The sequence below is a fragment of the Cloacibacillus sp. genome, assembly GCA_036655895.1.
Taxonomy (GTDB): domain Bacteria; phylum Synergistota; class Synergistia; order Synergistales; family Synergistaceae; genus JAVVPF01.
Genome location: JAVVPF010000025.1, coordinates 1 through 17345, shown reverse-complemented (window position 1 = coordinate 17345; position 17345 = coordinate 1). Strand labels below are relative to the sequence as shown.

General features: G+C 55.8%; 18 protein-coding genes. 16 read left to right on the top strand and 2 right to left on the bottom strand.

The annotated features are described in order from the left end of the window. Positions 1-196: 196 nt before the first annotated feature. From RRY12_08870 to hisF, 7 genes are read left to right on the top strand one after another with little or no spacing between them, the layout of a single operon-like run. A complete protein-coding gene (locus RRY12_08870; GenBank protein MEG2184776.1) occupies positions 197-1402 on the top strand; it encodes an ATP phosphoribosyltransferase regulatory subunit in 1206 nt (401 codons plus the stop codon). After that, a complete protein-coding gene (gene hisG / locus RRY12_08865; protein ID MEG2184775.1) occupies positions 1396-2034 on the top strand; it encodes an ATP phosphoribosyltransferase in 639 nt (212 codons plus the stop codon). Before RRY12_08870 ends, hisG begins: the two co-directional genes overlap by 7 nt. Beyond that, on the top strand, positions 2034-2603 hold the full coding sequence (locus RRY12_08860) for an imidazoleglycerol-phosphate dehydratase (protein MEG2184774.1): 570 nt from the start codon (positions 2034-2036) through the stop codon (positions 2601-2603). Before hisG ends, RRY12_08860 begins: the two co-directional genes overlap by 1 nt. Further along, complete coding sequence (locus RRY12_08855; protein MEG2184773.1) at positions 2600-3337, top strand: 1-(5-phosphoribosyl)-5-[(5-phosphoribosylamino)methylideneamino] imidazole-4-carboxamide isomerase; 738 nt, start codon at positions 2600-2602, stop codon at positions 3335-3337. The genes RRY12_08860 and RRY12_08855 overlap by 4 nt, the downstream gene beginning before the upstream one ends. A 47-nt stretch (positions 3338-3384) precedes the next feature. Continuing rightward, positions 3385-4017, top strand: coding sequence for a bifunctional phosphoribosyl-AMP cyclohydrolase/phosphoribosyl-ATP diphosphatase HisIE (hisIE, locus tag RRY12_08850; GenBank protein ID MEG2184772.1), 633 nt, complete (start codon positions 3385-3387; stop codon positions 4015-4017). Then, the gene (gene hisH, locus RRY12_08845) at positions 4017-4637 is read left to right on the top strand and encodes an imidazole glycerol phosphate synthase subunit HisH (GenBank protein MEG2184771.1); all 621 of its coding nucleotides are present in this window, start codon (positions 4017-4019) and stop codon (positions 4635-4637) included. The genes hisIE and hisH overlap by 1 nt, the downstream gene beginning before the upstream one ends. A 2-nt stretch (positions 4638-4639) precedes the next feature. Next, on the top strand, positions 4640-5461 hold the full coding sequence (gene hisF / locus RRY12_08840) for an imidazole glycerol phosphate synthase subunit HisF (GenBank protein ID MEG2184770.1): 822 nt from the start codon (positions 4640-4642) through the stop codon (positions 5459-5461). Between the two features lie 54 nt (positions 5462-5515). On the opposite strand, the gene hisD is transcribed toward hisF, so the two are convergent. After that, positions 5516-6787, bottom strand: a complete 1272-nt coding sequence (gene hisD / locus RRY12_08835) for a histidinol dehydrogenase (GenBank protein MEG2184769.1) — start codon at positions 6785-6787, stop codon at positions 5516-5518. Between the two features lie 225 nt (positions 6788-7012). Here hisD and RRY12_08830 point away from each other — a divergent pair, with 225 nt between their 5' ends. The 5 genes from RRY12_08830 (at position 7013) to RRY12_08810 (ending at position 11323) form a co-directional block, all read left to right on the top strand. Then, a complete protein-coding gene (locus RRY12_08830; GenBank protein ID MEG2184768.1) occupies positions 7013-7720 on the top strand; it encodes a helix-turn-helix transcriptional regulator in 708 nt (235 codons plus the stop codon). Between the two features lie 212 nt (positions 7721-7932). Next, positions 7933-8253: a (2Fe-2S)-binding protein gene (locus RRY12_08825; GenBank protein ID MEG2184767.1), complete on the top strand. Its 321-nt coding sequence runs from the start codon at positions 7933-7935 to the stop codon at positions 8251-8253. A 13-nt stretch (positions 8254-8266) separates the two neighbouring features. Beyond that, positions 8267-9367: an FAD-dependent oxidoreductase gene (locus RRY12_08820; GenBank protein MEG2184766.1), complete on the top strand. Its 1101-nt coding sequence runs from the start codon at positions 8267-8269 to the stop codon at positions 9365-9367. 3 nt (positions 9368-9370) lie between these two features. Then, positions 9371-10162, top strand: coding sequence for a (2Fe-2S)-binding protein (locus tag RRY12_08815; protein MEG2184765.1), 792 nt, complete (start codon positions 9371-9373; stop codon positions 10160-10162). A gap of 12 nt (positions 10163-10174) precedes the next feature. Further along, positions 10175-11323, top strand: a complete 1149-nt coding sequence (locus RRY12_08810) for an FAD-binding oxidoreductase (GenBank protein ID MEG2184764.1) — start codon at positions 10175-10177, stop codon at positions 11321-11323. Between the two features lie 155 nt (positions 11324-11478). Here RRY12_08810 and yfcC read toward each other — a convergent pair whose 3' ends face one another. After that, complete coding sequence (gene yfcC / locus RRY12_08805; protein MEG2184763.1) at positions 11479-12990, bottom strand: putative basic amino acid antiporter YfcC; 1512 nt, start codon at positions 12988-12990, stop codon at positions 11479-11481. Between the two features lie 150 nt (positions 12991-13140). Between yfcC and RRY12_08800 the strand changes: the two genes are divergently transcribed. From RRY12_08800 to RRY12_08785, 4 genes are all read left to right on the top strand, one after another. Beyond that, entirely contained in the window at positions 13141-13863 is a 723-nt protein-coding gene (locus tag RRY12_08800) for a GntR family transcriptional regulator (protein MEG2184762.1), read from the top strand. Positions 13864-13882: 19 nt separating this feature from the next. After that, positions 13883-15049 (top strand): beta-aspartyl-peptidase, encoded by a 1167-nt coding sequence (gene iadA, locus RRY12_08795; GenBank protein MEG2184761.1) that lies wholly within the window; start codon positions 13883-13885, stop codon positions 15047-15049. 62 nt (positions 15050-15111) lie between these two features. Continuing rightward, complete coding sequence (locus RRY12_08790; protein MEG2184760.1) at positions 15112-15279, top strand: hypothetical protein; 168 nt, start codon at positions 15112-15114, stop codon at positions 15277-15279. A 236-nt stretch (positions 15280-15515) separates the two neighbouring features. Further along, complete coding sequence (locus tag RRY12_08785) at positions 15516-17309, top strand: hypothetical protein (protein ID MEG2184759.1); 1794 nt, start codon at positions 15516-15518, stop codon at positions 17307-17309. Positions 17310-17345: the final 36 nt, after the last annotated feature.

The following is a 17345-nucleotide window of genomic DNA, read 5'->3' as shown; positions in this document are numbered from 1 at the left end:
ACTCATCCCCACATCATTATATAACACTGTACGCCGGCTCCGCCCAACGCGGTTTTGCAGCTTAGCGCGCGCAAACGGTGCGCTTGGTTTGCAAAAGCGGCGAACGCGTGCTATTATATATCCCGCTTGCTAAATTATCAAGCTATCACTTTACCTAAGTAAAATGATAGCAAAACGTTGAGAGGGTGTATTGAACATGAACAGGAATCCAAAGGGGTGCAGCAACATTGGCGGACCGATAGCGGCCAATATGGAATATTGCAGGGGCGCGGCGATGCATTTATTTTCCCTTTATGGATACCATCCATTCAGCCCAGCGGAGTTTCAGCTTATTGAGGACGTGTGGGGCAATATGGCGCCTTCGCGCGCGCGGAGGCTCATTCCGCTGATGTCGCCGCTCGGCGAACCGTGCGTGTTGCGCGGCGATCTTACGCTTTCTGCCGTAGCCTATCTCGGCAGCCACTATACGACTGACGAAAAACCGCTGCGCCTCTCCTACGCGGAGCGCGTCTTTTCTGTTCCGCGGCCCCCAAAGGAGAATCTTGAGGAAAATCAGGTGGGCGTGGAGCTCATCGGCTGGGAGGGCGCAAGCGCGGACGCGGAGACTGCAGCGCTGCTTTTGCGCACGCTGGACGCGCTGAATATAGAAAACTCGGTGCTCGTGCTGGGCGACGTCTCGGTCATATCAGAAATTTTCAGCCGCGTGCCGCGCAGGACGGCGGAAAAATTAATAGACGCGCTGAACGACGGCGACTACACAAAATACATGGAAGAGGCGCGCGCGGCCGACATAGCTGACGCGGCAAAGGGGCCGATACTTGCTCTGCCGTCGCTCAAAGGCGGCTGCGAGGTGCTCTCCGAAGCGACCGAACTCACGGGCTGCGCTGCGATGTTTGAGCCCTTGAGGCGGCTATGCGCCAGTCTCTGCAAGCTCGGCTACGCAGAACGGCTGCGCGTCGATTTGAGTTTTGTGCGTGACCTGGGCTATTACAGCGGCCCAATATACAACGCCTATTCTTCTGTGGACGGGACGCTGCTTGGAGGCGGCGGCCGTTACGACGGGCTGCTTGCAAAGGAGGGCATAGAGGGGCAGGCGGCCGGTTTTGCTCTGAATTTAAAGGAGCTTGCGGCTCACTGCGCCTCTCCCGCACCAAAGCCTGTAATGATGCTCTGGGGCGGCTCCTGCGACTGCGCGGAGGCGCTTCGCTATGCGGACGCTCTCTCCAAAAAGGATGTGGCCTTTGAACTTAGCTGGGCCTCTAAAAAAGAAGAATCCATTTCGACGGCGCGGCTGCGCGGCTACGAATGGTGGATCGACTTCGGCGGCAAAAAAGCGTTTTCGCTTGGCTCCCGCCGCGAACTTACATTGAACGAATTTGAGACGGAGGCGCTGTCATGCTGACATTTGCACTGCCTACTGGGCGTTCCCTAAAGGAATGTATAGAGATTCTTGACTGCGCGGGACTGCCCACGGAACGACTGAAAAAGGCGGAACGCAGCCTCGTCATTGAAGAGGCCAATTTCCGTTACCTGCTCTCAAAACCGTCGGACGTTCCGGCAATGGTCTATTACGGCGCAGCGGACCTGGCTCTTGCCGGAAAGGACGTCATCGAAGAGGCGGACGTAGCTCTTACCGAACTGCTCGACACGGGGCGCGGGCGCTGCCGCATGGCTGTGGCGGGGCCGGCCCGTGTCGCGGCGCGTTTTCGCAAAGAGGCCTGCGGACTGATGGGACTTAAGGTGGCGACAAAATACACGCACCTTGCGGAAAAAACTTTCGCCGGCTGGGGCGTGCAGATAAAGCTGCTGAAGCTAAACGGCTCCGTGGAGCTGGCGCCGGCGCTGGGCCTTGCGGACTGTATTTTTGACGTGGTGCAGACCGGAGGCACGCTTGCCGCAAACGGCCTGCAGGTGATAAAGGAGACGATGCCCGTCTCTCTGCGGCTGGTGGCGGGAAACGCCTCTGTGCAGATGCGGTGGAGATCCTTGTCCGGCGTCGTGGGCGCGCTTGCTTCCGCCGTGAGGGCGGCCTGATGGAGATAAATATAAAGCGCGACACGAAAGAGACGCAGATAGAGCTTGTGCTGAGCAACGAACAAACCGAACGCTCAATAGATATCAACTGCGGCTTTCTCGCGCACATGATAGACCTTTTCTGCCATCGCGCACGCCTTGGGATAAAAATATTCGCACGCGGAGACGCAGAAGTAGACTTTCACCACACGGCGGAAGACGTGGGCATCGCCCTTGGGCAGGCGCTCAAAGAACTTGCCGCGGCGGGCCCCATTCGCCGCTACGGGTGGGCGCTTTTGCCTATGGACGGCTCACTTGCACGCGTGGCGCTTGACTTCAGCGGGCGCGGCGGCCTTACGTGGCGCGGAGATTTTCCTTCGCAGCGCTGCGGCGACTTTGATACGGAACTGGTGCCTGAATTTTTTGCGGCGCTTGCGCGCGAAGCCCGGCTTACGCTGCACATCGCACTGCTGGAGACTGACAATTCGCATCACGCGGCGGAGGCGGCCTTTAAAGGCGCGGGCGTAGCAATCGCGGAAGCGCTTGAGCCGGCATCCGGCGACCCAAGCACAAAGGGGCTGTGGCTATGATAATTTTACCCGCGATAGATCTCTACGAAGGGCGGGTCGTCCGCCTGACGCAGGGCGACTATATGCGCCGGCGCGATTACGCGCTTTCTCCGATTGAGGCGGCGAAGGCCTTCATTGATTCAGGGTGTTCCGCAATACATGTCGTAGACCTCGAAGGAGCAAAGGCTGGAGAACCACGCCACCTTGAGGTGCTTTCGCAGATAGCAGCACTAGGGCTTTTTGTGCAGTATGGCGGCGGCCTGCGCAGCGCGGTGGCTGTAGCGGAGGCCTTGTCGGCGGGGGCTGGGCGCGTTATGGCTGGAAGCCTCATCTTCAAGGAGATAGAGCAGGCGGAAACGCTTGCCGCGCGCTTTGGCGAAAAAATAATGGCGGCGATAGACATAAAAGATAAAAAGGTGGTTCATTCCGGCTGGCTGGAGGCGACAAATCTAAGTGCAAAAGAGGCCGTTTCAACACTTGAGGCAAAGGGGTTCACCTCATTTCTCGTAACACAGACGGAGCGGGACGGCATGATGGAAGGCACGGAGGCCGCGGACTACGCGCCGCTTTCAGCGCCGGGGCGCTTCATAGCGGCGGCGGGAGGCGTCACCACGCCGCGCGACATATCAAACCTCGCAGCCGTGGGCGTGAACGCCGCCGTCATCGGCAAGAGCCTCTACGAGGGACGGATGACTATATGCGAGGCGATAGCCGCGGCGCAGATACAGAATTTCGCAAACGCAAGAAAAATATAGCCTTATTTTTATAAAAATTCAGCAAGGTAAAGAGGTAAATAAAAGCCATGCAAAAAATCGATTTCTCTTTAATAAAATTTGACGACAAAGGGCTGGTGCCTGTCGTCGTCCAGGACGCGGTAACGGCGGAGGTGCTGATGACGGCCTGGGCCAACCGCGAGGCGCTCGAAGAGACGGCGGCGCGCGGCGAAATGGTCTTTTGGAGCCGGTCACGCAACGCATTATGGCGCAAAGGAGAGACTAGCGGCAACACGATGAAGCTGCTTGCGCTTCGCGCCGACTGCGACGGCGACACGCTGCTTGCGCAGGTTGAGCCGGCTGGCCCCGCCTGCCACACCGGAGAACGAAGCTGTTTTTATAGAAACCTATGGGGAGCGTCCGCCGATGAGGCGACCTTTTTGGGGCGGCTTTGGAAATTTTTAGAACTGCGCAAAGAGGACGACCCAAAAGAGAGCTACACGGCGCGGCTGCTTGCCTCCGGCCTCTCGCGCGTGGCGCAGAAGATCGGCGAAGAGGGCGTCGAGGCGGCGCTTGCCTGCGCGACGAAGGACAGGGACGGCTTCCGCTACGAGGCGGCGGACCTGCTCTACCACCTGCTCGTCGCCTGTATCGCCTCCGGCGTGCCGCTGCCCGAGGTGCTGCGCGAATTGGCGTCGCGCCATAAGGGGGCGCAAAGATAATGATAGCGGTCGTAGACTATGGCGCCGGCAATCTAAAAAGCGTCAAAAATGCGCTGGATTATCTTGGCGCGGCAAACATGCGCGCCGCCACTGCAAAAGAGATATTTCTTGCGGACGCCGTCATACTGCCCGGTGTAGGCGAGTTCGGCGCGGCAATGGCTGAGATCGAACGTCGCGGCCTCAAAGAGGCTCTTGTCGCCGCGGCTTGTGGCGGCAGACCGTTTCTTGGTATATGCCTTGGGATGCAGCTGCTATTTGACGAAAGCGGCGAAAGCCCCGAAGCGCGCGGCCTGGGGCTGCTGCCGGGGAGCGTCCCGCGCTTTTCAAATAAAATGGGACTTAAGATACCTCACATGGGCTGGAATTCCATCACCGCGGCAAAGAAGAGCCGCCTGCTTGCCGGGCTGCCATCTGAGCCATACATGTACTTCGTACATTCCTATCACGTAGTGGCGGCAAAACGGCATCAGGTGAGCGCAACGGCGGAATACGGGACGACCTTCGACGCCGCGGTGGAGGACGAAAACATCTTCGGCTGCCAGTTCCACCCTGAGAAAAGCGGCGAAGCGGGGCTTTTGATACTAAAAAATTTCATAGAGATCGTAAACGGAGGAAGATAAAAATGTACGCAAAGCGAATCATACCATGCCTAGATATAAAGGACGGGCGCGTCGTCAAAGGAGTGAACTTCGAAGGCCTGCGCGACGCGGGAGACCCCGTCGAATGCGCGAAGGCCTATCAGCGGGCCGGAGCGGACGAGATAGTATTTTTGGACATCACGGCGACCAGCGACGGGCGCGAGACTGTAACGGAACTTGTGCGCCGTGTAGCCGCAGAGGTCTTCATCCCGATAACGGTGGGCGGCGGCATCAGGAGCGTCGACGACATCCGCGCGATCTTGCGCGCCGGCGCCGACAAAGTATCGCTGAACACGGCCGCCATAAAAAACCCGAGGCTTATAAGCGACGCGGCGAAGGCCTTCGGCAGCCAGTGCGTCGTCGTCGCAATAGACGCAAAACGCAAGGGCGACGGCTATTGGGAGGTCTACAGCGCGGGCGGACGCAGCCCAGAACACATGGAGGCCTTCGGCTGGGCCGTGAAGGCGCAGCAGTTGGGCGCGGGTGAACTTCTGCTGACAAGCATGGACAGGGACGGCACGAAAAAAGGCTACGACCTTGAACTGACTCGTATGATAAGCGAAGCCGTCGGCATCCCCGTCATAGCTTCCGGGGGCGCGGGCTCCTGCTGCGACTTTTATGACGCGCTGACGACGGGCAAAGCGGACGCAGCGCTTGCGGCGTCGCTCTTTCACTTCAGCGAGATCCCCATCCAAAAGCTGAAAAAATATCTAAAAGAACGCGGCCTGCCCATGCGCGAAAAAAGCGCGCCGAATGAAATGTCACAGGACGAGACGGATGTCTTTGGAATATGCTCCGAGGCGTAAAAACCAGACGCAAAAGGCCCCCGAAAACCTCCGGGGGCCTTTTTTGTTTATCTTTTATTTCAGCAGCTCTGCGCGAATCTCCGCGGCCCTTGCGTGCGCTATGAGGCCCTCGCCGCGCGCCATCTCCGAGGTAAGCGGCGCAAGCGAACGCATCGCCTCCTCCGTCAAGCTCTGATAGGTGCAGACTTTCAGGAAGGTCCCCACCCAAACGCCGCCAGTGTAGCGCGCGGCCCTCGACGTCGGCAGCGTGTGATTGGTGCCCGACACATAATCTCCAAAGACCTCCGCCGACGACTGGCCGATGAAGAGCGAGCCGTAATTTGTCAGTTTCTTAGACAAAGCCGCCGTGTCTTCTACTATTATCTCAAGATGCTCCGGCGCCCTGCTGTTTGCAATAGAGGCCGCCTCGTCCAGCGTTTCGGCTATGATGACCTCTCCGTAGTCGGCCCATGAGCGCGCGGCTATATCCGCCGTCGGCAGTGCTGCAAGCTGTCTTTCTACGGCGGCTATCGTCTCTTTCGCAAGTTCTTCGGAGGTCGTCACCAATATTCCTTTCGCAATGTTGTCGTGCTCGCTCTGCGCCAAAATATCGGCCGCCATTATCTCGGCGTTCGCTGAGCCGTCGGCTATTATCAGCACTTCGCTTGGGCCAGCCACAAAATCTATGCCGATTTGGCCGTAGCACTGGCGCTTCGCCTCCGCCACATACTGATTGCCGGGGCCTACGATGAGATCGACAGGCTCTATTTGGCGGGTGCCGTAGGCAAAGGCCGCGACAGCCTGCGCGCCGCCCACGGAATAGATCTCGTCCGCTCCCGCTATATCCATCGCGACGACCGTCTTCGGATGCACGGCATGGCTTCCCTTCATCGACGGACTGCACGCAGCGACACGCCCCACGCCCGCAGCCTTTGCCGGGATGATGAGCATGAGCGCCGTGGAATAAAGCGGGTAGCCGCCGCCAGGCACATAGCAGCAGCACGATGAGACCGGAATGACGCTGTGCCCAAGCGTCACGCCCGGCTGCGTCTCAAAGCCGCGCAGCTCGCCCATCGTCTTTTTCTGCGCCTCGGCGAAGTTTTTTATATTTGCGGCCGCCCTCTTCATATTCTTTATCTCATGCAAAGATACCTGCGCGTAGGCGGCCTTTATCTCTTCGGCCGTGAGACGGAAATTCTGCCGGTCGTTTCCGTCAAAACGGTGGTTGAACCCACACAGCGCGGCGTCCCCCTCCTCACGTACCTTTTCTATCATCGCGGCGACCGTCTCCCGCAGCTTTAGCGAATCTCGGCCGCTGCGCGGCCTCGCCTCTTTTATGATTTTCATGAGCACACTTCCTTTGTCATATTCTCCATATATCACTTTATCAAGCTGATATAGTATAACCAGAAAAGCCGTTAATCTCAACTTTTATCAGCTGAAAACTACGCAAATTTTTCGACCCTGTGCTGTCAGTAAAAATACCTGCCTATTTTTCGCATCTAATATCAATTTATTGTTACATTGTTAAAATATTTAGTGTAGAATAGAGGGCGAAATGAGGTGGACCGTATGGCGGCTGAGATAAAAATGAACCCGAGGTTAAATATTTTGATTCCCGTTGTGCGCGGGCTGGCGAAAATCCTTGGGCGCGACTACGAGGTGAACCTGCACGACGTCTCTATGCCGGAACATTCTTTAGTGCTCTGCGAAAACGGTTATGTCACAGGGCGAAGAGAGGGCGGCCCGATGACGGACTTCGGTCTTTTCATGCTCCAGTCCGAAGAATACCGCACGAAAGACGGCATCTACAACTACCTTGCGAAGAACAACCGCGGCGAGCTGATAAAATGCAGCTGTATCTTCATCCGCGACGATAACGGAAAAATAATCGCCTTTCTCTGCATCAACTACGACCTGAAAAAAGCAATAGCCGCGCGCGACCTGATAGAAAGCCTCGTCGCGGTGGACACGGGCAAGATAGACCAGTACCCGTACACAGCCGACGACAGCGCCCCGCTGCCCGAAAAGTTCCCCGAGCCGGTGCGAGAATCTTTCGCGCAGGACCTTGAAGAGGTGGTCAACGACTCGCTCGAGCAGGTAAAACGCCGCATAGACAAACCCTTCAAATATCTGACGAAGCCCGAGAAGCAGCAGGTCATACGCGAGCTTTACGACAAGGGCTTTTTCCTTTTGAAAGGCTCCGTCGAGCGTCTTGCCGCGGAGATGGACAACACGAAATTCACCATCTATTCCTATATACGCGACATCCAAAAATAGAGGTTTGTGAAATATTGTTTTAATTGGTCACGATTTTCATTTTTTCTTGACAAAATTTTAATATCAGTGCAAAATAATCTGTGGGAACATCAAAATTTTGATACAAAGACAAGTTTTAGCTGTATAATCTACTTATCTGATCAGCACCTATTTTATCTGCATCTGGTTTGCCGGAGGCATCTTCGGCACAAGACCAAGGAGGGAGAGAGGGCATGGAACTTATTCAGAAACACCCGATACTCGATTACGCGCACGGTCGGGAGGTAACGTTCACCTTCGACGGGAAAGAGCTCAAAGGCTTTGAGGGCGAGCCCATCGCAATGGCGCTGCACGCAAACGGCGTCCACATCTACAGGGTGACGCCCGAGATGAAGCGCACCCGCGGTTTCTTCTGCGCCATCGGAAAATGCAGCTCATGCTTCATGGTGGTAGACGGCGTGCCGAATGTACGCACCTGCGTTACGCCGCTTATGGCCGGCATGAAGGTGGAGACCCAGCTTGACAAGGGCCGCGTCCCCATGGAAGTCTGCTAAGGAGGAATGAATGATGAAAAACGTACAGGAAACTGACCTCCTCGTTATCGGCGGCGGAGCGGCGGGGCTGTGCGCCGCAGCGGAAGCGGCGGCGGCGGGAGCCAAAGTTACAATCATTGAAAGCGACCTCCATCCCGGCGGCCAGCTCGTAAAACAGACGCATAAGTTCTTCGGTTCACGCGACGAATACGCGGGAACTCGCGGCTTCAAAATTGCCGACATCCTTCTTGACGAAATAAAAGCGCTCGGCGACAAAGTCGACATCCGCCTCAACTCCACAGTAACAGGCTATTATCCCGAAGACGGCCTCTTCACCGTAATGCGCGGCGAAGACGAATACTACAGACTCAAAGCAAAGAAAACCGTAGTGGCGACCGGCGCTCAGGAACGCATGATCCCCTTCCCGAACAACGACCTCCCCGGCGTATACGGAGCGGGCGCAGTGCAGACGCTTATGAACGTCTACGGCGTAGTCCCAGGCAAAAAAGTAGTTATGGTAGGCGCAGGCAACATCGGCCTCATCGTCAGCTACCAGCTGAAACAGGCCGGCGTTGACATCGTAGCGGTAGTTGAAGCGATGCCCAAGATCGGCGGCTACTGGGTGCACGCGGCGAAGATACGCCGCCTCGGCATCCCGATACTGCTTCGCCACACAGTCTCCGAAGCGCTCGGCGACAAAGTGCTTGAAGGCGCGATGATCCAGGAGCTTGACGAAAAATTCCAGCCCAAGGGCGAACCCGTCAAAGTTGACTGCGACATCATCTGCATGGCCGTCGGCCTCACGCCGACGACAGAGCTCTTCTGGCAGGCCGGATGCAAAATGCAGTTCGTGCCCCAGCTCTGCGGACACGTTCCCTTCCGTGACAAGACGATGCGCACCAGCAACCCCGACATGTGGGTAGCGGGAGACGCTTCCGGAATAGAAGAAGCCTCCGCCGCAATGGTAGAAGGCAGAGTAGCGGGACACTCCGCGGCCAAAGCGCTCGGACTTCCCGTAGACGATAAAAAATTCGACGAATACTGGACACGGCTCGACCATCTCCGCGCCGGCGAAGTCGGAGAAAAGATACTGGCCGGCATAGGCCAGGTACTCGTACCGGAATGGGAGGCGTAAACAATGACCTGCGGCTGCGATAAAGAAACAAAAGAAAAACTCTTCAACAGCGGAATACTGACCGATCACGTCGAAGGCGCCGTGCTCCCGCCACAGGAAAAATGGGAGCAGAAAAAGGGCGGCTACGTCGTAATAGAATGCCCCAAACGCATCCCCTGCAACCCGTGCTTCACAAGCTGCCCGACAGGCGCAGTGCTGCCCTTTGAGGATATCAACGACACCCCGAAGATAAACTACGACAAGTGCACAGGCTGCGGCATCTGCGTCTCGCGCTGCCCCGGACTTGCCTGCTTCGTAATCGACATGACCTACGCGCCCGATAAGGCCGTAATAAAACTCCCCTACGAACTCATCCCCGTTCCCGAAAAGGGACAGACCGTCGTCTGCCTCAACAGAATGGGCCAGCCGGTCGCCGAGGGCGAAGTCGTCTCCGTCACAGAGCCGTCGAAAGACAGGACATACGTCGTAAGCGTAGTCATCCCCAAAGAGCTCGCAGACGAAGTCCGCGCGATCAGCGTTCCTGAACGCAAGACCGCAAACATCGTCTGCCGCTGCGAAGAAATCGAAATGGACGAGATCCGCGAATGGATAGCGCGCGGATACGACACCTTCGACGAACTGAAGCGCGAACTCCGCATAGGAATGGGCCCCTGCCAGGGCCGCGGCTGCCGCGACATAATCCTCCGCGAGATCGCGAAGGCGACGGGCAAACAGGTCTCCGAGCTCACCCCGGGAACCATGAGACCCCCGGTTAAACCGATAAAACTCAGCCTCCTTGCTGAGGACTGCGATTAGGAGGTGCAGGTAATGGATTTCCCAAAAACAGCAGACGTAGTCATCATCGGAGGCGGCGTAGTCGGCGTTGCAACAGCATACTATCTTGCAAAGTCAGGCAGAAAGAACGTCGTCCTTCTTGAAAAAAACACAGTATGCTCCGGTTCGACGGGCCGCTGCGGAGCCGGCATCCGCGCGCAGTGGGGCCTTGAGCTCAACTGCCGCATGGCGCTCTCCTGCCTTGACACCTTTGAGCAGCTCGACGAAGAACTCGGCCTCCCCACAGGCCTCAATCAGGGCGGATACCTTCTCGTCGCCTACAAAGAAAAAGAATGGGACCAGTTCCAGAAAAACGTAGTGCTCCAGCACAAGCTCGGCATCAACACGGAAGCGTTCACCGACAAGGCAAGAGCGCAGGAGATATGCCCCGGAGTAGCCGTTGACGACGCACTCGGATTCACCTTCTACCAGCGCGACGGACACGCGGACCCGTTCCTCACCACCTTCGCATTCCAGGAAGCGGCAAAACGCTACGGCGCAAAATTCTATAAATTCACCGAAGTGACCGGCCTCAAAACAGAGGGCGGCAAAATAAAGGGCGTAGAGACCAACCGCGGCGTCATCGAATGCGACAACGTCATCAACTGCGCGGGTTCATGGGCGCAGGACATCGCGGCCATGGCCGGCATCAAACTGCCGAACTGGGCCGAACGTCACGAGATCCTCATCACAGAGCCTGTCGATCCGGGCGTCTGCCCTCCGATGCTCATGAGCTTCTCCGGCAACTACTACATCCAGCAGCGTCCGCACGGCTCCATCATCGCCGGCGAAAGCCCCTCGCATGAACCGCTCCTCGGCTACACCTCGACGGTCCATTCCGTGGCAAGCATTGCGAAGACCATCCTCAAGCTCCTGCCGCGCGCGAAGAACATCCGCGTAGTGCGCCAGTGGGCCGGACATTACGACATGACCCCGGACGCCGCGCCGATACTCGGCGAAACAGACGTCAAGGGCTTCTGGCACGCCACGGGCTTCTCAGGCCACGGCTTCATGCTTGGCCCTGTGGCCGGTCAGATAATGACCGCTCTGCTCAACGGAGACACACCGCCCATCGATCCAACGATCATGGACTACAGAAGGTTTGAGCGCGGCGAAAAGATAATAGAGCCAAACGTCGTTTAATATCATCACAAAAAAACCTAAAAACAATAGCCGCCTTCTCCCTTTTGCAGGAGAAGGCGGCTATTGTTGATCTTGAGATATGTTTCAAAAGAGGCCTCGACAAACGCCGAGGCCTCTTTTTAGCTACACTTTTACGAGCTGAGAGCTGGATATTTTTACTTCAGCCCGATCAGCACGCCGCCCATTACAAATAACGAGCCGAAAAGAAAGAGGACGCCCTGAAATTTTATCTGCCATTTGGCCCAGGTTGCCCAGTCGATGCGCGCGGCGCCTATGCAGGCCATGAGGCATGCGGAAGTGGGAACGATTAGGTTCGTAAATCCATCACCAAGCTGGAAGGCGACTACCGCCACCTGGCGCGAGACTCCGGCAATGTCCGCAAGCGGAGCCATAAGAGGCATTGTAAGCGCCGCCTGTCCAGAGCCAGAGACTACAAAGAAGTTAAATACAGACTGGAATACGTACATTACCCACGCCGTGACGACAGGAGAGACGCCGGCGATTGCGTTCCCGACATTGTGCAGTATCGTATTTAGCACCGTAAGCTCAGTCGGCGAATCTCCGCCGAGTACGAGTATGATGCCCTTCGCCATACCAACAACCATCGCAGCGCCAAGAAGATCCGCCGCACCGCTGCGGAACGAGGAGGCGATGTCGTTTACCTTCATCCCGTCAAGCTTGAATATTACGCCGATGAATCCCGCGACAAGCCCCATGATGAAAAACTGCGTCGCTATCTCTGGAATGTAATACCCCTTTTCAACGACGCCCCATATTATCCACACCATGCCCGCCACTATAGTAAGAATGACAAGCATGTCGCCTGTCGAAAATGTTTCGTCCGAAAGCTCGGTTTCTTTTATATCGGTACGGAAGAAGGCATCTGCTTCGTATACGGGCGAAAGCTTTGGATCTTTGCGGATCTTCATTGCGTAGCGCCATGTGTAGGCTGTGCCTAAAAGCGTGAAGAAGACCCACATAAACATACGAAAACCCGCCGCCGACATGACCGGTATCTGCGAAATGCCCTGCGCAATAGCCACGCTGAAAGGGTTCATCCAGGAGGTGGCAAAGCCTATCTGCGTCGCCACATAGGTTATCATCACCGCGACAATAGAGTCGTAACCAAGTGAAATGACTACCGGCACAACAATAAAGACAAATGGTATAGCCTCTTCGCCCATACCAAAGACCGCGCCGCCAAGCGAAAAGAGCACGAAGAGAATAGGGATTATAAGTTTATCCATGCCCTTTGACTTCGAGATCATCTTCTTGATGCCTGTTTCAACGGCCTTAGTGCGAAGGATTATCCCGAAGGCGCCTCCTACTATGAGGATAAAGGCCATTACGCCGACGGCGGAACCCCATTTATCTCCGGAGCAAAAACCCTCAAAAGTATAGTTGAGAACTCCAGTCTCTCCGTAAGGTTCAAAAATTTTGATGCCCTGCTTGACCGGCTGTCCGTTATCGTCAAGTTTATACTTGAAAGATTCAGGGACGAGAACGTTGCGCGTCTTCTCTGACGCGCCGATCGTATATTTGATTTCCTTTGTTTCAAACTGCCCCACAGGAACGGTCCACGTGAGAAGCGCCGCAAAAAGAACAACGAAAAAGATAATGATGTACGTATCCGGCACCCACCGCGCTTTGTTTTGCTGTTGTGACATCTTACACTCCTCCATTTTTCGAAAGTTGTATTACAGCTTGACTCTCTAATAAAGATAATTTATGATATAAGCGCATAATATCATAACGTACCCATTAATACAATACGGGTACGCAATAGTCAACCCAAAATTTTCGTGGAGGTATCACCGATGGCGGGCCAGAACGACAGTAAGGCGTTTGAAACTGTACAGAGCTACGTGACAGAGATGTACGCAAACCACAAAGTACGGCCCGGGGACTGCATTTACGAGACCTCTCTCGCAGAAGAGCTGGGGCTGAGCAGAACGCCCGTCCGCGACGCGTTGGGGCGTCTTGTCGCCAACGGCTTCCTTGAGCAGTCTCCCGGCAAGAGAGGCTGCCGCGTACCCGCGCTTGAGTTTGACGACATGCGCGAGGCCTTTGAAGCACGCGAGAGTCTGGAGGAAAAAATAGGCTGGCTCGCTGCGGAAAAGGCGCAGAAATCCGACATAGAAATACTACGCTTCTACAACGAACAGGAGATAAAATTTTATGACGAGGGCAAAAAGATAGAATATATAAAGGCAAACGACCTCTTCCATCTCAGCCTCTCTCGGATAGCGAAAAACCGCTATATCGAACGCAGCTACAGCCCGGTCTATTGGCGCACACAGCTCTACGTCTACTACCTTGGCCCTTTCAGCAAAGAAGAGAAGGTCCTATTTGACATGAAAGACTATAACAGCGACACACCGCACGAACACGCCCATATCATAGAGGCCGTGGCAAACAGGGACCCGGCAGCCGCCGCGGAAAGATGCCTGGAGCACATCCGCGCTACCTTCACGCACAGGCTCTCAAAGCAGTTTAGCTGCCCCTCTGACATGTTTTGCAAGCTACTTAAATTGAATTGAAAGGAACTGACGATACATAATGTTCACACTGATCAAAAACGCCGAAATATACGCGCCCGAGGCGCTGGGGAAAAAAGATCTTCTCATCTGCGGCGAAATCGTAGCCTGGATAGGAAATGATTTCCCCGCGGAAAATACGATGCCTGATTTAAAAATCATCGACGCCGAAGGCATGTACCTGACGCCAGGCATTGTCGACGGACATGTCCACATAACCGGCGGCGGCGGCGAGGGCGGCCCGGCTACGCGCACGCCGGAGCTTGCGCTCTCAGAGATGATACGCGGCGGCGTCACCACCGTGATCGGCCTCCGGGGGACGGACGACGTCACGCGAAGCATGGGCGCGCTGATAGCAAAGGCAAACGGCCTCATTGCCGAGGGCGTGAGCGCGTGGGTGATGACCGGTTCATACCAGCTTCCAATAAAGACAGTCTGCTCCGGCATCCGCGACGACATAACGCTCATCGACAGAGTGATCGGCGTAGGCGAGGTTGCTATCTCCGACCACCGCTCCTCACAGCCGACCTTTGAAGAATTTATACAGGTGGCGGCCGCAGCGCGCGTCGGAGGAATGTTTGCGGGAATCGGCGGGCAGGTCAACGTACATCTCGGCGACGGCAAAGACGGCATTGGATACCTATTTCGCGCGGCGGAGACGGAAATACCCATATCGCAGTTCGTCCCCACCCACATGAACAGAAATCCCGAGCTCTTTGAAGAGGCGCGCCGTTACGGAAAAATGGGCGGTTACGTCGACTTCACCACAAGCACCACGCCCCAGTTCATAGCCGAAGGCGAAGTGCCCTGCTCCAGGGCGCTCAAAATAATGCTGCAAGACGGCGTACCCGCGTCGCGCATATCCTTCTCCTCCGACGGACAGGGCTCTATGCCGCTATTTGATGAAGACGGCAGCTACAAAGGCTTGACGATAGGACGAGTCGCCTCGAACATCGAAGCCTTCCGCGACTGCGTGCTGCAAGAAAACATCTCAATGGAAGAGGCCCTGCGCGTCATTTCCACAACCACCGCGGAGCATCACAGGCTCCCCCGCAAGGGCCGCGTAAAAGAGGCGTTCGACGCAGACCTCCTGCTCTTGGACAAAAACCTGGAGCTGAAATATGTATTCGCCAGAGGCCGCGTGATGATGGATAATGGAGAGGTCGCAGTTAAGGGGACTTTTGAGTAAACGCAGGCCGTTTGCTATGGCGGACGCGATAAAAACGCAACAACTGAAAGGAACATCATTAAATGGACATCAAGAAGTTCGGCGGGCTGGGGCTTGCGATAGCGGTCATTCTGTTTATGGACATACTGGACCTCACAGGCACGGCACGCGTGATCGGCTGGCTGGTCTGCGGAATAGGGGGCGGAGTTGTGGCCTATATGTGGGACCGGTCTAATAATAAGAAAAAATAAGCGCGGCTGCGCAAGATGACGCGGCACAAGCCGCCGTATGTTGTCTTGTCTTCTCTTAACGGCATTCCGCGCCGGTTTTTCGCCGCCTGCGACGACAGCTCAACCTCTGCCGCCATAGCCGCCAACGATTGCCGGGATGCTTAAAATTGCCAGTGCCAATTTTTGCCGCTTCGACAATTTATATTGTAAAACCACCAAAGGGGCCGGATAATAGTCTCACTTAAAGGAGGATGAGCATGCGCTTTCATGAAAAACTTTTCTTGGTCAAAGAGATCCTGGGCGCTACAAGCGCAGAGCTCGCGCGCGGCTCTGAGCTTGACCCTTCATCTATCAGCCGCTATCTGGGGGCGCGGCATAAACCGGCGCGGCACGGCACGGCGGTGGCTCAAATCGCGGCGGGCGCGGCAAAACTGGCCGATTGCGACAAGACAACCCACGAACTCCGAAAAGTGGCCGGAGCCGACAAGGACGAAGTGCTGTATGACGCCATTGCTCGCTGGCTCAACGCCGACGACTCGGAGCTCATAGAGATAAAGCGTAAGGAGCCCCGTCCCTCTGTGCGCAGTGCAAATAAAAAGCAGCGCGTCGGAACGGCGCAGCGGCTCTGTCTCCTCATGGATAGTTTTAATACCACGAACGCCGCGCTCGCACGCTACGTTAATGTAGACAGCTCCTCAATATCGCGCTATCGCAGCGGCAGCCGCTGCATCGGGCTGGAAGATCCGATCCTGCGTGAACTTTGCCGTTATTTTGCCTTCCTCTGCCGCTCGCAGGGCATTCCCAAGGAACTTTCCGCAGAGATCCGCGTATCCACGGAAGAGGCCGGAAACGACGAGTACATGACGGCGAAGCTCTTTGAGTGGTTTCGCGAGACCAGAGACGCCGCGCGGACTAACATCCTGCTGGAGGGAATAGATTCGGCGGAAGCGCCAAAAGCCACGCGCCATGTAGGAGCGGAAAAGACGGCGAGCGTGCAGTACATGGAGGAGATAGCACACGGCTTCGACGGCGTCTACGAGGCCTTTCTGAAATTCACGAAGACTATCCTCGCAAGCAAAGAACCGGTGAACATCAATATATGTGCCTCCGACTTCAGTTGGTTCGCGCGCGCGCCGCTTTTCCGCGACGGCTGGACGGCGCTTATGCAGGTAATGCTTTCTGGCGGGCACAGAATAAGGATAATCCACGATCTCAACTTGGACGCGGAAGAAATGTTCCGCGCCGCAGAGTCATGGATACCGCTCTATACCTCCGGACAGGTGGAACCCTACTACCTTACGATCCCCAGCAGGCCGGTAATCAGTGAATACGCCGGCGTGGCGGAGGGCCTTTGTTCGATGCGCTTTTCCTGCTTCAAAGGCATGGAGTCCGAGGTGACGGCCTTTTTCTCAAATAGTCCGGATAAAGCAGCCTTCATCAAGAAACAGTTCGACAATTTTCTCGTCTATGCAAAGCCGCTTGTGAAGACATACGGCATAGAGGATGTCGCGCAACTCCACCACGACATCGAAAACAACCGAGCGGCGGGCGGCGGAGACATCATCAAACTCATGCACCGGCTGTCGCTGGAGTCAATGCCCGAGCACCTGGCGAAGCGGATATTCACAAGGACTATGAATGAAGGCAAACGAGAAGAAATGATGGAATACTACCACGCCAGAAGAAGGGCTTTTCTAAGCTCGCTCTCCGAGGTAGGCGTCACCGAGATATATCCAGAATATACGTTGGAAGAGATCAAAGAAGGCCGCGTGCCGCTTTGCACGCCGTGGCTTGTGGAACGCACGGGACTCTTCTACACACAAGAAGAATTCGTCGAACATACGAGAGCCCTCGAGCGTCTCGCGGAGGAACGTTCAAACTACCGCTGTGTCACGCGTGCCGATTTTCCCTTTAAAAACATCGACATCATCTCAAAGGAGGGCGAGGCCACCTACGTGATGAAAAACGAAAAACCGCTCGCCGCCTTCTCCTTCCGGCACTCCTACATGAACTACGTTCTCGACAGATACCTGCGGCGGTATATCTCCTAAAGATACAAACAGCTAGAAGTTCCATATAAAACGGGG

Excerpts from the sequence above, each read along its gene's own strand:
- RRY12_08870 (MEG2184776.1), top strand. The coding sequence starts at position 197 with ATGAACAGGAATCCAAAGGGGTGCAGCAACATTGGCGGACCGATAGCG.
- RRY12_08785 (MEG2184759.1), top strand. The coding sequence starts at position 15,516 with ATGCGCTTTCATGAAAAACTTTTCTTGGTCAAAGAGATCCTGGGCGCT.
- hisIE (MEG2184772.1), top strand. The coding sequence starts at position 3,385 with ATGCAAAAAATCGATTTCTCTTTAATAAAATTTGACGACAAAGGGCTG.
- RRY12_08830 (MEG2184768.1), top strand. The coding sequence starts at position 7,013 with ATGGCGGCTGAGATAAAAATGAACCCGAGGTTAAATATTTTGATTCCC.
- hisH (MEG2184771.1), top strand. The coding sequence starts at position 4,017 with ATGATAGCGGTCGTAGACTATGGCGCCGGCAATCTAAAAAGCGTCAAA.
- hisD (MEG2184769.1), bottom strand. The coding sequence starts at position 6,787 with ATGAAAATCATAAAAGAGGCGAGGCCGCGCAGCGGCCGAGATTCGCTA.
- RRY12_08790 (MEG2184760.1), top strand. The coding sequence starts at position 15,112 with ATGGACATCAAGAAGTTCGGCGGGCTGGGGCTTGCGATAGCGGTCATT.
- RRY12_08810 (MEG2184764.1), top strand. The coding sequence starts at position 10,175 with ATGGATTTCCCAAAAACAGCAGACGTAGTCATCATCGGAGGCGGCGTA.
- iadA (MEG2184761.1), top strand. The coding sequence starts at position 13,883 with ATGTTCACACTGATCAAAAACGCCGAAATATACGCGCCCGAGGCGCTG.
- yfcC (MEG2184763.1), bottom strand. The coding sequence starts at position 12,990 with ATGTCACAACAGCAAAACAAAGCGCGGTGGGTGCCGGATACGTACATC.
- RRY12_08815 (MEG2184765.1), top strand. The coding sequence starts at position 9,371 with ATGACCTGCGGCTGCGATAAAGAAACAAAAGAAAAACTCTTCAACAGC.
- hisF (MEG2184770.1), top strand. The coding sequence starts at position 4,640 with ATGTACGCAAAGCGAATCATACCATGCCTAGATATAAAGGACGGGCGC.
- hisG (MEG2184775.1), top strand. The coding sequence starts at position 1,396 with ATGCTGACATTTGCACTGCCTACTGGGCGTTCCCTAAAGGAATGTATA.
- RRY12_08820 (MEG2184766.1), top strand. The coding sequence starts at position 8,267 with ATGAAAAACGTACAGGAAACTGACCTCCTCGTTATCGGCGGCGGAGCG.
- RRY12_08800 (MEG2184762.1), top strand. The coding sequence starts at position 13,141 with ATGGCGGGCCAGAACGACAGTAAGGCGTTTGAAACTGTACAGAGCTAC.
- RRY12_08855 (MEG2184773.1), top strand. The coding sequence starts at position 2,600 with ATGATAATTTTACCCGCGATAGATCTCTACGAAGGGCGGGTCGTCCGC.
- RRY12_08860 (MEG2184774.1), top strand. The coding sequence starts at position 2,034 with ATGGAGATAAATATAAAGCGCGACACGAAAGAGACGCAGATAGAGCTT.
- RRY12_08825 (MEG2184767.1), top strand. The coding sequence starts at position 7,933 with ATGGAACTTATTCAGAAACACCCGATACTCGATTACGCGCACGGTCGG.